At 72.2% G+C, this 13283-nt stretch carries 14 protein-coding genes; 5 read left to right on the forward strand and 9 right to left on the reverse strand.

Going from position 1 to position 13283, the window contains the following annotated elements; translation table 11 throughout:
- Positions 1 to 52: 52 nt before the first annotated feature.
- A complete protein-coding gene (locus VT52_RS10385; RefSeq protein WP_046418519.1) occupies positions 53 to 1162 on the reverse strand; it encodes a ferritin-like domain-containing protein in 1110 nt (369 codons plus the stop codon).
- Positions 1163 to 1286: 124 nt separating this feature from the next.
- Between VT52_RS10385 and VT52_RS10390 the strand changes: the two genes are divergently transcribed.
- The gene (locus VT52_RS10390) at positions 1287 to 2225 is read left to right on the forward strand and encodes an AurF N-oxygenase family protein (RefSeq protein ID WP_046418516.1); all 939 of its coding nucleotides are present in this window, start codon (positions 1287 to 1289) and stop codon (positions 2223 to 2225) included.
- A gap of 70 nt (positions 2226 to 2295) precedes the next feature.
- On the opposite strand, the gene VT52_RS10395 is transcribed toward VT52_RS10390, so the two are convergent.
- Positions 2296 to 2871 (reverse strand): hypothetical protein, encoded by a 576-nt coding sequence (locus tag VT52_RS10395; RefSeq protein ID WP_046418514.1) that lies wholly within the window; start codon positions 2869 to 2871, stop codon positions 2296 to 2298.
- A gap of 110 nt (positions 2872 to 2981) precedes the next feature.
- Positions 2982 to 3584, reverse strand: a complete 603-nt coding sequence (locus VT52_RS10400; RefSeq protein WP_046418511.1) for a HutD/Ves family protein — start codon at positions 3582 to 3584, stop codon at positions 2982 to 2984.
- A gap of 119 nt (positions 3585 to 3703) precedes the next feature.
- On the opposite strand from VT52_RS10400, the gene VT52_RS10405 reads away from it, so the two are divergent.
- The 3 genes from VT52_RS10405 (at position 3704) to VT52_RS10415 (ending at position 5796) form a co-directional block, all read left to right on the forward strand.
- Complete coding sequence (locus VT52_RS10405; RefSeq protein ID WP_046418509.1) at positions 3704 to 4363, forward strand: TetR/AcrR family transcriptional regulator; 660 nt, start codon at positions 3704 to 3706, stop codon at positions 4361 to 4363.
- Positions 4364 to 4367: 4 nt separating this feature from the next.
- Positions 4368 to 4658: a hypothetical protein gene (locus VT52_RS10410; RefSeq protein WP_046418629.1), complete on the forward strand. Its 291-nt coding sequence runs from the start codon at positions 4368 to 4370 to the stop codon at positions 4656 to 4658.
- Between the two features lie 115 nt (positions 4659 to 4773).
- The gene (locus VT52_RS10415) at positions 4774 to 5796 is read left to right on the forward strand and encodes a C40 family peptidase (RefSeq protein ID WP_046418507.1); all 1023 of its coding nucleotides are present in this window, start codon (positions 4774 to 4776) and stop codon (positions 5794 to 5796) included.
- 60 nt (positions 5797 to 5856) lie between these two features.
- Here the strand turns inward: VT52_RS10415 and VT52_RS10420 are convergent, their stop codons facing one another.
- Genes VT52_RS10420 through VT52_RS10440 form a run of 5 tightly spaced genes read right to left on the reverse strand, consistent with a single transcriptional unit; the run spans position 5857 to position 11464 of the window.
- Positions 5857 to 7110 carry a styrene monooxygenase/indole monooxygenase family protein gene (locus VT52_RS10420; protein WP_046418503.1) on the reverse strand — a complete coding sequence of 418 codons (1254 nt, stop codon included), beginning with the start codon at positions 7108 to 7110 and terminating at the stop codon, positions 5857 to 5859.
- 23 nt (positions 7111 to 7133) lie between these two features.
- Positions 7134 to 7793 (reverse strand): GTP-binding protein, encoded by a 660-nt coding sequence (locus tag VT52_RS10425; protein ID WP_046418501.1) that lies wholly within the window; start codon positions 7791 to 7793, stop codon positions 7134 to 7136.
- Positions 7774 to 8187: a DUF742 domain-containing protein gene (locus VT52_RS10430; RefSeq protein ID WP_046418499.1), complete on the reverse strand. Its 414-nt coding sequence runs from the start codon at positions 8185 to 8187 to the stop codon at positions 7774 to 7776. Before VT52_RS10430 ends, VT52_RS10425 begins: the two co-directional genes overlap by 20 nt.
- Positions 8184 to 8675, reverse strand: a complete 492-nt coding sequence (locus tag VT52_RS10435; RefSeq protein WP_046418497.1) for a roadblock/LC7 domain-containing protein — start codon at positions 8673 to 8675, stop codon at positions 8184 to 8186. Before VT52_RS10435 ends, VT52_RS10430 begins: the two co-directional genes overlap by 4 nt.
- Positions 8672 to 11464 carry a sensor histidine kinase gene (locus tag VT52_RS10440; RefSeq protein WP_240509708.1) on the reverse strand — a complete coding sequence of 931 codons (2793 nt, stop codon included), beginning with the start codon at positions 11462 to 11464 and terminating at the stop codon, positions 8672 to 8674. Before VT52_RS10440 ends, VT52_RS10435 begins: the two co-directional genes overlap by 4 nt.
- Positions 11465 to 11848: 384 nt before the next feature.
- Between VT52_RS10440 and VT52_RS10445 the strand changes: the two genes are divergently transcribed.
- A complete protein-coding gene (locus VT52_RS10445) occupies positions 11849 to 12637 on the forward strand; it encodes a protein phosphatase 2C domain-containing protein (protein WP_046418492.1) in 789 nt (262 codons plus the stop codon).
- 47 nt (positions 12638 to 12684) lie between these two features.
- On the opposite strand, the gene VT52_RS10450 is transcribed toward VT52_RS10445, so the two are convergent.
- Positions 12685 to 13176: a MarR family winged helix-turn-helix transcriptional regulator gene (locus tag VT52_RS10450; protein WP_046418490.1), complete on the reverse strand. Its 492-nt coding sequence runs from the start codon at positions 13174 to 13176 to the stop codon at positions 12685 to 12687.
- Between the last annotated feature and the right edge of the window lie 107 nt (positions 13177 to 13283).

The raw sequence follows: 13283 nt of genomic DNA on the forward strand, positions 1-13283 counted from the left end.
GCACCGAGTCGGCGCCCGGCCCGCCGCGCTCCCCCGAGTCCCCGGGGCCCGCTCAGCCCTCCTCCGCTCCCGCCTCGATCGCCTCCCCCACCTCCGCGACCCGCGCCCGCTCCTCCCGTGCGAAGCGCCGCGCGTCCAGCTGGTCGGCCAGTTCCTCGTCCTCGGCCATCAGCCGCTCCAGGTCCACGTCGCCCAGCTCCAGCACGCCGAGGTCGACGTACGCCCGCTTGAGCCGCTCGCCCCACAGGCCGATGTCCTTGACGCAGGGCACGATGCGGCTGAACAGCAGCTTGCGGAAGAGCTGGAGGAACTCGGTGTGTTCGGTGAGTTCCTCGGCCTCGGCGCGGGGGATGCCGAAGTTCTCCAGCACCTCCACGCCGCGCAGCCGGTCGCGCATCAGATAGCAGCCCTCGACGACGAACTCCTCGCGCTCGCGCAGTTCGGCGTCGGTGAGCTGCTTGTAGTAGTCGCGCAGCGCCATCCGGCCGAAGGCCACGTGCCGGGCCTCGTCCTGCATGACGTACGTGAGGATCTGCCGGGGCAGCGGCTTGTCGGTGGTGTCCCGGATCAGGCCGAAGGCGGCGAGCGCCAGCCCCTCGATGAGCACCTGCATGCCGAGGTAGGGCATGTCCCAGCGGCTGTCGCGCAGGGTGTCGCCCAGCAGCGACCGCAGGCTGTCGTTGATCGGGTAGACGAGCCCGACCTTCTCCTCCAGGAACCGGCTGTAGATCTCGGCGTGCCGGGCCTCGTCCATGGTCTGGGTCGCGGAGTAGAACTTGGCGTCCAGGTCGGGCACCGACTCCACGATCCGGGCCGCGCAGATCATCGCGCCCTGCTCGCCGTGCAGGAACTGGCTGAACTGCCAGGAGGCGAAGTGCCGGCGCAGCTCGCCCCTGTCGCGCTCGCTCATCCGGTCCCAGTACGGCGTCCCGTACAGGGCGGTCGCCTCGTCGGGGGTGCCGAGCACGTCGTGGGGATCGACCTCCAGATCCCAGTCGATGCGCCGGGTGGCGTCCCACTGCTTGTCCTTGCCCTTCTGATACAGGGCCAGCAGCCGCTCGCGGCCGTCGTCGTACTCCCAGCTGAACCGGGCCGCGCCGGACGCGGGCACCTGCCAGGTGGGCTCTCCGGGTTCGTTGGCGTACAGCTCATGGGTGGACATATCTCGCAGGCTCACACGTAGACGCGAAGTCAACAAGTCATGCGCAGGGGATTGACGCCCTTACTGACAGGCAGTCTCATAAGTTACCGGACGACATACCCCCGGGTAACGAGGTGAGGGAGCCATGACGACCCTGACGGAAGCGGACGCGCTGGACGGCCTGCGCGACGCGCTCGGCCTGCTCAAGGACCGGGAGCAGGTGGCCGAACGGCTGCTGGCCTCCTCCGCCAAGCACTCCTTCGACCCCGACAAGGAGCTGGACTGGGACGCGCCCTTCGAGGAGGGCAAGTGGTTCTGGCCGCCCGAGCTGGTCTCGCTGTACGGCACGCCCATGTGGCGGCGGATGAGCGAGGAGCAGCGCATCCTGCTCTCCCGGCACGAGGCGGCGGCACTGGGCTCGCTCGGCATCTGGTTCGAACTCATCCTGATGCAGCTGCTGGTGCGGCACATCTACGACAAGTCCGCCACCAGCGCGCATGTGCGCTACGCCCTCACCGAGATCGAGGACGAGTGCCGCCACTCGAAGATGTTCGCGCGCCTGATCGAGCGCGGTGACACCCCCTGGTACCCGGTCAGCAGGGCGCACCTGAACCTGGGCCGCCTCTTCAAGACCATCTCCACCACCCCGGGCTCCTTCACCGCGACCCTGCTGGGCGAGGAGGTCCTGGACTGGATGCAGCGCCTGACCTTCCCGGACGAGCGGGTGCAGCCACTGGTCCGGGGCGTGACGCGGATCCATGTGGTCGAGGAGGCGCGCCATGTGCGGTACGCGCGTGAGGAGTTGCGCCGCCAGATGGTGACCGCCCCGCGCTGGTCCCAGGAGTTCACCCGGGTGACCTCCGGCGAGTTCGCCCGCGTCTTCTCCGTCGCCTTCGTCAACCCGGAGGTGTACACCAACGTCGGCCTCGACAAGCGCGAGGCCATGGCCCAGGTCAAGGCCAGCGGCCACCGCCGCGAGGTCATGCAGACCGGCGCGAAGCGGCTGACCGACTTCCTGGACGACATCGGCGTGCTGCGGGGCGTCGGGCGACGGCTGTGGCAGTCCTCGGGGCTGCTGGCGTAGCCGGGCACGCGAAGTCCCCGCCGACGGAACTCCTCCGGTCCGGCGGGGACTTCGGCGTACCGGCGCCCTCCTACTCGTGGGCGCTGAGCACACCGCCGGCGCTGAGCACGATGTACACGCCGTTGGCGTCGAGGCCCACGTCGTGCTGGTCCTTCGTCTCGATGGTGGCGGCCACGCCGTCGTGGCCGATGATCCGCGCGCGGTAGCGCAGCTCGCCGAGCTTCGCCACCTTGACGGTCCAGCCGCCCGCGACCTTGAAGGTGCCCGGCCCCTGGTGGCCGCCGCCCATCCAGGCGTGCACCTCGCCGCCCAGCGTGAGCACGATGAACATGTCGTTGGCGTCGAGCCCGGCGTCATGGCCGTTCGTGTCCAGGGTGGCCAGCACCGAGCCCTTGTCGACGATCTTGACGCGGTAGTCCTGGGAACCGAGCCGGTAGATCTCGGCGGTGCTGCCGTCCGGCAGCTTCTGGGTGCGCTCCGGGGACGACTTCCCGGCCGCGGTGACCGGCACGCCGGTGCGGTGCGCGCCGCTGGAGGCGGACGTGGAGGCGTGCGCGGAGACGGCGGCCACCGAGAGCGCCGCGGCCGCGGCGACGGCCACCAGGCCGGTGGTACGAGCGGTACGGCGAACACTGCGAGCGGTCATGATCGAAGTCCCCCTTGGGTGTCGGCTCTCATTCCTACGCCCCGTCAGATGAGGCCGGTGACAGCGCAGTTCACCCGGTTCCGTCCGCACTTGGTAACAACGCGGATGCCCTAGGACCCCTCGGTCGCTCCGGTGAGAACGACGAGCGCGGCGACACCGGCGACGTCGAGGACCTCGTCGCCGGCCTCCTCGGGGGCCTCCTCGCCGGCTCCGGTGAACAGGGCCGCGTCGAGGCGACCGAGGGCCGTACCGGCCGCTTCGAGGACGGCGGAGCCCTCCAGCACGACGGCGAGCAGCTCGGCCCCGGCGGCCGGGGCGGGCAGGGCCGTCCGCCCCCGTACGATCTCCACCCGCGCGGCGGCCCGGCCGCGCCGGGTCATCACGTTGAAGTCGACGAGCGGGCCGCCGAGCAGCCGGCAGTCGGTGGCGGCGTCCCCGGGGAAGGCGAAGGGGACGTACGGCTCGGCCACGGTGTGCGGGGTCCCGTCGACGGTCAGCACCATGCCGGGGCCGTCGACCAGGGTGATGACCCGGTCGACCCCCTCGAAACGGGAGAACGGGCCGCCCCTGACGACATCGGCGAGGCTGACGCGCCAGGCGAAGTCCGCCATGGCCGCCCCCTTAGGGGCCGCGGCGATCTCACGGGTCAGTCCGCCCCCGTTCTTCCACGGCGCCGCCGGACGTTCCCCGGCCCTCAGCACCCGCACCGTCATCCCGTACTCCTTCTCGTCCGATGTCCCCCGTGTGTATCCGCGGACCACCCCCGCTGTCGAGCGCGGTAGGCCGACCGGCACCCCGCGCGCTCCCGGGCGCGCAAGTTACGCTGCGTGGCATGACCCCCCAGACCGCCACCCCCGCCTACCGCAGGCTCAGTGTCGAGGAGCGCCGGCGCCAGCTGCTCGACGCCGCGCTGTCGCTGTTCGCGCACCGGGCGCCCGAGGACGTGTCGCTGGACGACGTGGCGGAGGCGGCCGGAGTGTCGCGGCCCTTGGTCTACCGGTACTTCCCCGGCGGCAAGCAGCAGCTGTACGAGGCCGCACTGGGGTCGGCCGCGGACGAGCTGCGGCAGTGCTTCGACGAGCCGCGCACCGGCTCCCCGCTGGCCCGGCTGACCCGCGCCCTCACCCGCTACCTGGCCTTCGTGGACGAGCACGACACCGGCTTCGCCGCACTGCTGCGCGGCGGCAGCGTGGTGGAGACCTCGCGCACCACGGCCATCGTGGACGGGGTACGGCGGGCCGCCGCCGAGCACATTCTCAGCCACCTCGGCGCCACCGACCCCGGGCCCCGGCTGCGCATGACCATCCGGATGTGGATCACGGCCGTCGAGGCGGCCTCCCTGATCTGGCTGGACGAGGACAAGCAGCCGCCCGCCGGCGAACTGCGCGACTGGCTGGTGGACCAGTTCGTCGCCGCCCTGTCGGTCACCGCGACCCGCGACGAGGAGACGGCCGCCGTCGTGGGCGCCCTCGCGCGAGATGGCCGAGACTGAGACCGTGAAGAGCCAGGAGACCCCGTTCGAGGGCGGCCCCATGGACGGACGCGTGCTGCCCGTCCTGCTCGGGCCGACCGGACACCCGCCGAAGACGTACCGCATCCCCGTCCCCGACCCGGAGGGCGGCCCGCCCGCGGTGTACGTCTACCGGCGTGTGCCCCGCGGCCACAGCAAGCGACTGGGCCTGATCCAGGGGTGGAAGTACGAGTACGACCCCGACGACACCACCGGTGGACGCCTGCGCTGGCCCTGGTCCAAGCCGTCCGGCAAGCCGGGTGACACCCAAGGGTGACAGGGTTGCGCCGAACCGCGCACACCCGGCGCGCGCCCCGCGGGGATACGTCTGATTATCGGGGTCGGATAGGGGACGGCAATGCGCCCACCCCTTCCGCACCCGAGGTGATGTCGTGTCAGGAAAGCTTGTGCGCCTGGCCTGTACGGCCACGGTGGCGGCCCAGGCCGTCCTCGCACCCGTGCCCGCCACCGCCGCGCCGGAGCCGCGGCGCTCCGTCTCCGAGCTGCTGACGGACCTCCAGAAGCTGTACCGGCAGACCGAGCAGGCCACCGAGGCCTACGACGCCACCGCCGACCGGCTGGCCCGGCAGAAGTCCGAGGCGGCCCGCCTCGACAAGGAGCTGAGCCGCGCCCGGCGCGCCCTGGAGGCCGGCCGCGCCGACGCCGGCCGGCTGGCCCGCCAGCAGTACCAGGGCGCCTCCGGCGGCCTCGGCCCCTACATCAGTCTGCTGCTCGCCCCGGATCCGCAGCGCGCGCTGGACGAGGGCCATGTGCTCGGTGAACTGGCCCGCCAACGCGCCCGTACGGTCGACCGGTTGACCGGGGCCGAGCGGCACTCGGACACCGTCGCCCGCACCGCCCGCAAGGCCCTCGACGCCCAGCGGGCCCTCGCCGGGCGGCAGAAGAAGCAGCGCGACGCCGTCCAGGCGAAACTCGCCGACCTGGAACGCCTCCTGGCCTCCCTCGGCCCGGACCAGCTCGCCGCCGTCGACCGCCTCGAAAAGCAGGGCGTCAGCGCGGCCCAGCAGGCGCTCGCCGGCTCCCTCGCCGCGGACCGCCCGGCCTCCGGCCAGGGCGAACGCGCCGTCCGCTTCGCCCTGAGACAGGTCGGCAAGCCCTACGTCTGGGGCGCGCAGGGCCCCTCGTCCTACGACTGCTCCGGCCTGACCTCCCAGGCCTGGCGGCACGCGGGCACCCCGATCCCCCGCACCAGCCAGGAACAGTGGCGGCACCTGCGCCACGTCCCCCTGCGCCAACTCCGGCCCGGAGACCTGGTGATCTACTTCCCGGAGGCGACCCACGTGGCGATCTACGCGGGCGGCGGCAAGGTCGTCCAGGCCCCGAGACCGGGCACGAGGATCAAGATCTCCCCGGTGGCGTCCAACCCGGTGCTCGGAGCCGTACGCCCTGGGTAGCGGGCCGCCGGGGCGCGGGGCGGCGGTCACGGACCGGACGCGGCCCCGCGCCCGGGGGACTCAGGCCCCCGCCACCGACCCGAGGTACTCGTCCGCCTTCTCCGGCTCGAAGAAGAAGTTCTCGAAGTCGGCCGGATCGTCGAATCCGTTGGCGAACCGGTCGGCGACCGGCTGCAGTTGTCCCGCCGCGCCGATGAGGTTCAGGACGTGCTCCGGCGGCGGCGCCAGCATCGCGTTCGTCCACTTGGTGACGTGCTGCGCCACCTGCCAGTACCGCTCGAAGGTGCCCCGCATCCACTCCTCGTCGAACGGCTGCTCCCCGCGCTCCAGGATCGACGCGAGGTAGGAAGCGGCGCACTTGGAGGCGGAGTTGGAGCCCTGACCGGTGATCGGGTCATTGGCGACGACCACGTCGGCGACGCCGAGCACCAGACCGCCCGAGGGCAGCCGGCCGATCGGGTTGCGCACGGTCGGCGCGTACCGCCCGGCCAGCGTGCCACCGGCGTCCGTGAGTTCGACCTTCGTCGCCCGCGCGTACTCCCAGGGCGTGAACTTCTCCATGAGTTCCAGGGTCAGGGAGAGGTGCTCGGCCGGGTCCTTGACGCCGTTGAAGACGTCGAGCGGGCCGCCCGGTATGCCCTCCCAGAACAGGATGTCGGCGCGCCCGGAGACGGTGTACGTCGGCATGACGAACAGCTCGCCGACGCCCGGCACCAGGTTGCAGCGCACCGCGTCGAACTCCGGGTGCTCCGGCCGCGGGCCGAGCCCGTGGACGTACGACACCGCGAGCGCGCGCTGCGGCTCGCTGTACGGGGAGCGGGCGGCGTCGCGGCCGAACATGGACACCAGTTCGCCCTTGCCGGCCGCGACCAGCACCAGGTCGTAGGTGCGCGAGAAGTAGTCGAGGTCGCCCACCGCCGCGCCGTGGATGACCAGTTGCCCGCCGCGCTGGGCGAAGGTCTCCATCCAGCCGGCCATCTTCACGCGCTGGTCGACGGACTGGGCGTAGCCGTCGAGCCTGCCGACCCAGTCGATGGCGCGCTGGGTGGGGCCGGGGTCGTGCGAGCCGGGCGCCGCGACCGAGACGCCCAGTCCCTGGATCTTCGGGGCCTGGGACTCCCAGAAGTTCAGCTGGAGGTCGCGCTCGTGCTGGAGGGCGGTGTGGAACATGCACTGCGTCGACATGACGCGGCCGGACCGGATCTCGTCCGCGGTCCGGTTCGACATCAGGGTGACCTCGTAGCCGTGCGACTGGAGGCCGAGGGCGATCTGGAGGCCGGACTGGCCGGCTCCGACGACGAGTATCTTCCGCATGCGGGTGGTGGCTCCTTACAGGACTACTCGGGGGTTTCGTCCAGCGCGTGGCCGACGAGGGCCAGAAGGGTCTCGATGGCCGAAATCCGACGACGCGCATCCATGATCATGACAGGGATGTGCGCGGGTATCGTCAGCGCCTCTCGTACGTCCTCGGTGTCGAACCGCTCGCTGCCGTCGAAGTGGTTGACCGCGACGACGTACGGCAGACCGCAGCTCTCGAAGTAGTCCAGGGCGGGGAAGCAGTCCTTGAGGCGGCGGGTGTCGGCCAGCACCACGGCGCCGATCGCGCCGCGCACCAGGTCGTCCCACATGAACCAGAACCGCTGCTGGCCCGGCGTGCCGAACAGGTAGAGCACCAGGTCGTCGTCGAGCGTGATGCGGCCGAAGTCCATGGCCACGGTGGTGGTGACCTTGTCCGGGGTGTCGGACAGGTCGTCGGTGCCCTCGCTCGCCTGGGTCATCAGCGCCTCGGTCTGCAGAGGCGTGATCTCCGAGACGGCCGTGACCAGTGTGGTCTTGCCGACGCCGAAGCCGCCCGCCACCACGATCTTCGTCGCGACGGGGGCCCGCGTCCGGTCCGTCTGCCAGGCTTTCAGATCCTCGTCGGGCTCGGCGAAGCCGGCGACGAGGGGGGCGGTGCCTCCGTAGGAGGCGGTGGCGTCAGAGACGGCGGAGTCCACTCAGCACCCTTTCCAGCAGAGCGCGGTCCGGGCGGCCGGTTCCGTGGCCGGTTCCGGTGCCGTACACACGGATCTTTCCCTGGTCCGCGAGATCGCTGAGGAGCACGCGGACCACGCCGAGCGGCATCTTCAGCAGCGCGGCGATCTCGGCCACCGTGCGCATACGGCGGCACAGTTCGACGATGGCCCGCATCTCCGGCATGACACCGGCGAGCGACCCCTTCGTCAGTTCTCTGCGCTCCTCGGGCGCCTCGATGGCCGCGGTGCTGGCCACGAAGGTCTCCACCAGGAGGACGTGCCCGAAGCGGGTGCGGCCGCCGGTGAGCGAGTAGGGGCGCACGCGGGCGGGTTTGCGCTCACCGCCGCGCACCGGAAGCTTCTGCGTGCCGCTCATCGGGCGCTCCCCGCCGACTCCAGGGACTTGCGCAGCTCGCTGCGGAGTTCCGGGGTGAGGACGTGGCCGGCGCGGCCGACGAACAGCGCCATGTGATAGGCCACCACGCTCATGTCGCACTCGGCGGAGCCGTGCACGCCGAGCAGCGAGCCGTCACTGATGGACATCACGAACAGGCTGCCCTCCTCCATGGCGACCATGGTGTGCTTGACCCCGCCGAACGTCATCAGCTTGGCGGCGCCGACGGTGAGGCTGCCGATGCCGGAGACGATGGTGGCGAGGTCGGCGGAGGAGCCGCGGGGGCCCTTGCCGGGACGGGCCTGGCGGGACTGCTGCGCGTGGCCCGGGTCGGACGACAGCAGCAGCAGACCGTCCGAGGAGACCACGGCGACGGACTGGATGCCGGGGACCTCCTCGACCAGGTTGGTCAGCAGCCAGTGCAGATTGCGGGCCTCAGTGCTCAGCCCGAAGGTACTGGGAGCGGTCAACTGCTTGCCTCCTCGACAGGGCCCCCCGTGGCTTCTTCGGAATGGTCCGCGATCTCCGCCTCGATCTCGCGGTAGCCGGCCTGTGCTCCTTGGCGGAAGCCACCGAGCCGGCGGCGCAGTGCCTCGGCGTCGACGCTCGTGCTGCGCTGGCGGGGCGGGGGTGCGGGTGCGGGTGCGGTGATCTTGGGCGTGCGCTTGGGCAGCCCCTTGCTGGTGACCCGTTCCTCGGCCTCGGCCTCGCCGGCGTCGGCGGCGGCCTCGGCCCCGGGCCGCGTGTGGCTGGTGCGCCCGGCATCGTAGGGAGCCGCCGGCTCGTCGTCCGGTGCCTTCTCCGGGACCCCGTCCGTGAGCGGGAGCAGCAGCTCCATCGTCGTCTCGGCGAAGGTCTCCACCGGGGCCTTGGGGCGGGCCTCCGCCTCCTGCGGACCGGGCCCCGCCTGCTCGTGCGTCGTCTCCTCGGCGGCTTCCGGCGCCGCTTCCACGGGCGCCTCCGAAGCGGCCTCCCGCTCCTGCGCCCGCTCGGGCTCCCGCGCCGCGCCGGCGTCCATGACCGCCTTCTCCGCCAGCGCCACCAGCGGGTCCTGCTGCTCGGCGCCGTCCTTCGGACGCGCCGGCAGGACGTTGGAGTTGGCCTCGGCGGCGGCGCCCGGCAGGGTGAAGGTGCCGGTGGTGGAGGTGGCGGCCTGCGGGGGTACGGCGGTGGCGGGGGCCGCGGACAGCAGGGGGGCCGGCAGCACCACGACCGCGGCGACACCGCCCTGCTTCTGCTCGCGCAGCTGCACCCGCACACCGTGCCGGTGGGCGAGGCGGGCCACGACGTACAGGCCGAGCCCGAGGCCGTCGTCGCCCTCCTGGTCGTACCCGGCCTCGGGGTCGAAGTCGGCGAGGCGCGCGTTGAGCCGGGTGAGGCGGTCCTCCGCCATGCCGATGCCCTCGTCGTGCACCGAGAGCATGACCTCGCCGGACTCCAGGAGCCAGCCGGAGACCTCGACCGGCACGTCCGGCGGGGAGAACGTGGTGGCGTTCTCCATCAGTTCGGCCAGCAGGTGCGAGAGGTCGTCCGCGGCGAAGCCCGCGATGTGCGCGTGCGGAGGCAGCGCGGCGATGCGCACCCGCTCGTACCGCTCGATCTCGCTGACCGCGGCGCGCACCACGTCGACCAGCGGCACCGGTCCGTGGTGCTGCTGCACGTGCTCGGTACCGGCGAGGACCAGCAGGTTCTCGCTGTGCCGGCGCATCACCGTGGCGAAGTGGTCCAGCTTGAAGAGGGTGGCCAGCCGCTCCGGGTCCTGCTCGCGGTCCTCCAGCCCCTCGATGACGGCGAGCTGGCGCTCGACCAGGCCGAGGGTGCGCAGGGCCAGGTTCACGAAGGTACCGCCGATACTGGCGCGCACCCGGTCCAGTTCGGCCGCCGCCTCGGCGAGTTCGGCGCGCAGCTCCTCACGGGCGTCGGCCATCTTCTGCCGCTGCCCGACCAGGTGCTTGCGGTCGGTCTCCAGGGTGGCGACCCGCTCGTGCAGGGCGGCGGCGTGCGCGTGCAGGGCGTTGACGGAGCGGACGACCTGCGCGAACTCGTCGTTGCGGCCGGTGAAGGCGATGGGCTCGCGGCCGGCGGCGTCGCCGGGCTCGGCGAGCCGGGCCGTGCCGCGGCGCAGCACCGACAGGGGGCGGGTGAGGGTGCGGGCCATGGCGGTGGCGACGCCGACCGCGACCAGCAGCAGCACGCCGAGGACGGCGACACGGATCTCCAGCGCGGTGACGTCGTCGTCCCGCAGCTTCTCCAGGTCCTTGGTGCGGTGCTCGTACAGGGCCGATTCCGCGCCGCGCATCAGGTCGAGGCGCGCGGACAGGGCCGCGTCCAGCTTGGCGGGGCTGGTGCCGGAGGCGCTGTCGGGGAAGGACGACCGGGCGGTGAAGGTGTCCAGGTACTTCTCGGCCGAGTTGACGTCGGCGCCGGTGACCGTGGAGTCGTACGCGTCGACGGCAGGCTTGGGCGCGTTCTCGCGGAAGTCGGCGAGGGCCGTGTCGGAGCGCAGCCGGGCCTGCTGGGCGGCGGCGGTGAGCGCGTCGCGCTGCTTGCGGCCGGCCTCGGTGGGCACGGAGGTGGTGGTGGACAGGCCGGTGACGGGGTTGAACACCGTCTGGGTGGTCGCCGGGACGTTGAGCGCGGCCAGCAGCAGGCCGCGGGCGGCGGCGGACTGCTGGACCGCGGTGTCCAGCTCGGCGAGCGCGTAGGCGCCGGAGCCGGCCCGCGGGGGCATCCGCTCGGCCAGCTGCACGGCGAGCCGGTGCAGTTCGGTGATCGTCGTCGAATACGCCTGGTGGGCTTCGAGCGCCGTGCTCTTGCCGGTGAGGGCGGCGCGCCGGACGGTGGCGATGCGGTCGAGGTCGCCGCGTAGGTCCGCCGGGGTGCCGCTGTCGGCCCGCAGGTCCTCCACCTGGCGGTCGACGCGGGTGCTGCGGTCCTCGGAGGGCGCCTTGGACTCGGGCCGGCCGGCCGCGATGTAGGAGGTGACCTCGTCGCGCTCGTCGGCCAGGGAGCCCGCGAGGGTGAGGGCGTCCTGGGTGCGGGAGGCCAGCGTCACCAGGTCCTGGGAGTCGCTCACGTCCGAGGAAGCGGTGAGGAGGGAGGGGGCTCCGGCGCCGGCCACCGCGGCGGCCACGACCGCGACGGCGACGATCAGCCGGGTGCGCACATGCGTGGGCCGCCCGGTGCCCACGGGAGTCTCGGGGGCGGCCTTCTCGGGGGCCGTCTGCCTGCCTGTGCGCCGAGGCCGCTTCATCTGCACCGGTGCTCGCAATCCTGAACTCGTCTACCCAAGGGCCCGGGTGGCGCCCCGTCAGCTCGGTGCCAAGTGGTGCGTGCACCCGGTTCGTACGGTTCCCGACCCTCCCAGCGCCGGTGGGCAGTGGTCGCGCATCACCTGACCCGCCACCCGAAGGAGTGAACATCGGAGGGGAGTTGGCGGGCAAGTTCCTCTGGCGTGTGCGGGGCCGCCCCGCGGTGGGTCGGTTGGACGCGCGCGACAGGGTTTGGCAGTATTCGCCACCACGCTTTTTCGGAGGGGTCCATTCCCTCCCAAACCAGGCGCCTGACCTGCGTGAGCATGTCGATCCGACGGCGATTGCCAGCCTTTGGGGGACGCTGTGAAGGGCTCGTGCAGACTGGCCGGATGCGAACTGATCTCGTTTCGGAACCCGGCGACGCGACCCGACCCAACGAGGACTTCGCCGATGTCGGACTACCCGCCTCCGGGCAGGGTGGTTGCGTGATCTTGCTGGACGGGGTGACGCCGCCCGCCGGGGAGACGGGTTGTCTGCATTCCGTCCCCTGGTTCACCGCCCGGCTCGGCGGCGCGCTGACCGAACTGACCGTTTCCGGTCAGGATCTGACGCCGGCCGGCATTCTTTCCCGGGCGATCGAGCGCACCGCACGGGCACATGCGGACACCTGTGACCTTTCTCACCCGCGCACGCCTCAGGCAACCGTGGTGACGGTGCGCTGGTCCGCCGAGACGGTCGACTACCTGGTGCTCTCGGACTCGGCGCTGCTGCTGCGCTCGCCCGCGGGCGAGGTCACCCCGGTCCTGGACGACCGGCTCGCCCGGCTGCCGCGCTCGGCGCTGGCCACCGACGCCCTGGTGGACGCGAACCTGCGCAACAAGGAGGGCGGCTTCTTCACCGCCGCCGCGGACCCGTCCGTGGCGGCCCGCGCGGTGACCGGCACCGTACCCCGGGGCGGGGTCACCGCGCTGGCCGCCCTGACGGACGGCGCGACCCGCTGGACGGAGAAGTTCCACCAGGGCGACTGGACGGGCCTGTTCGACGTCCTCGCCCGGGACGGCGCCCGCTCGCTCGTCGACCGGGTGCGGCGACTGGAGGCGGCGGACGCCCGGGAGCGGGCCTTCCTGGGGCGCGGCAAGACGCACGACGACGCGACGGTGGTGTACGTCGAGTTGTGAGCGGCCCGCGGGACGCCGGCCGGCCCCGCAGGCCCCGGCGCTGCGGGCTACTTCTCCATGACCCCGTTCAACCGGTTCAGCAGCCGGGCCAGCTCGGCCACCTCGCGGCGGTCCCAGTGGGCGAGCTGGCTGACGTACCGGGCGCGGCGGGCCTCGCGGACCGTGCCGACCCGGCGGTGTCCCTCCTCGGTGAGGGTGACCAGCCAGGCGCGGCCGTCGGCGGGGTCGGGTTCGCGGGTGATCAGGCCCAGTTCCTCCAGGGCGCGCAGCTGGCGGGACATGGTGGCCTTGCCGACGCCGAAGTAGCCGGCGAGTTCGGTCGCCCGCCGGCCACCGTGCTCGCTCAGCCGGATCAGCAGTCCGTAGGCGGAGGACTCCAGGTCCGGGTGGACTTCCCGGGCCATCTCGCCCTGGTTCGCGCGGGCACGTCGCAGCAGTACGGTCAACTCGCGTTCGAGCGCGAGGAATTCCTGGTCTTCACCACTGGGCGTCACCTGCTCGGCGACGCGTGCTTCTGCGCCGTTTCCGTCCTCGTGCACGTCACACCCCTGATCGGTTTCGCGGTCCTGAAAGTTTCCGTCAAACGCCGCCATAGCCGCAGCTCCGTAAGTATTTCGCAGGCGTAGACCAACGGCGGCGGCCGGAC

This window comes from Streptomyces malaysiense (assembly GCF_000980885.2).
GTDB classification, from domain to species: domain Bacteria; phylum Actinomycetota; class Actinomycetes; order Streptomycetales; family Streptomycetaceae; genus Streptomyces; species Streptomyces malaysiense.

Coding starts and splice junctions, on each gene's coding strand:
- VT52_RS10385 (WP_046418519.1), bottom strand. CDS start 1,162: ATGTCCACCCATGAGCTGTACGCCAACGAACCCGGAGAGCCCACCTGG.
- VT52_RS10390 (WP_046418516.1), top strand. CDS start 1,287: ATGACGACCCTGACGGAAGCGGACGCGCTGGACGGCCTGCGCGACGCG.
- VT52_RS10395 (WP_046418514.1), bottom strand. CDS start 2,871: ATGACCGCTCGCAGTGTTCGCCGTACCGCTCGTACCACCGGCCTGGTG.
- VT52_RS10400 (WP_046418511.1), bottom strand. CDS start 3,584: ATGACGGTGCGGGTGCTGAGGGCCGGGGAACGTCCGGCGGCGCCGTGG.
- VT52_RS10405 (WP_046418509.1), top strand. CDS start 3,704: ATGACCCCCCAGACCGCCACCCCCGCCTACCGCAGGCTCAGTGTCGAG.
- VT52_RS10420 (WP_046418503.1), bottom strand. CDS start 7,110: ATGCGGAAGATACTCGTCGTCGGAGCCGGCCAGTCCGGCCTCCAGATC.
- VT52_RS10430 (WP_046418499.1), bottom strand. CDS start 8,187: ATGAGCGGCACGCAGAAGCTTCCGGTGCGCGGCGGTGAGCGCAAACCC.
- VT52_RS10445 (WP_046418492.1), top strand. CDS start 11,849: ATGCGAACTGATCTCGTTTCGGAACCCGGCGACGCGACCCGACCCAAC.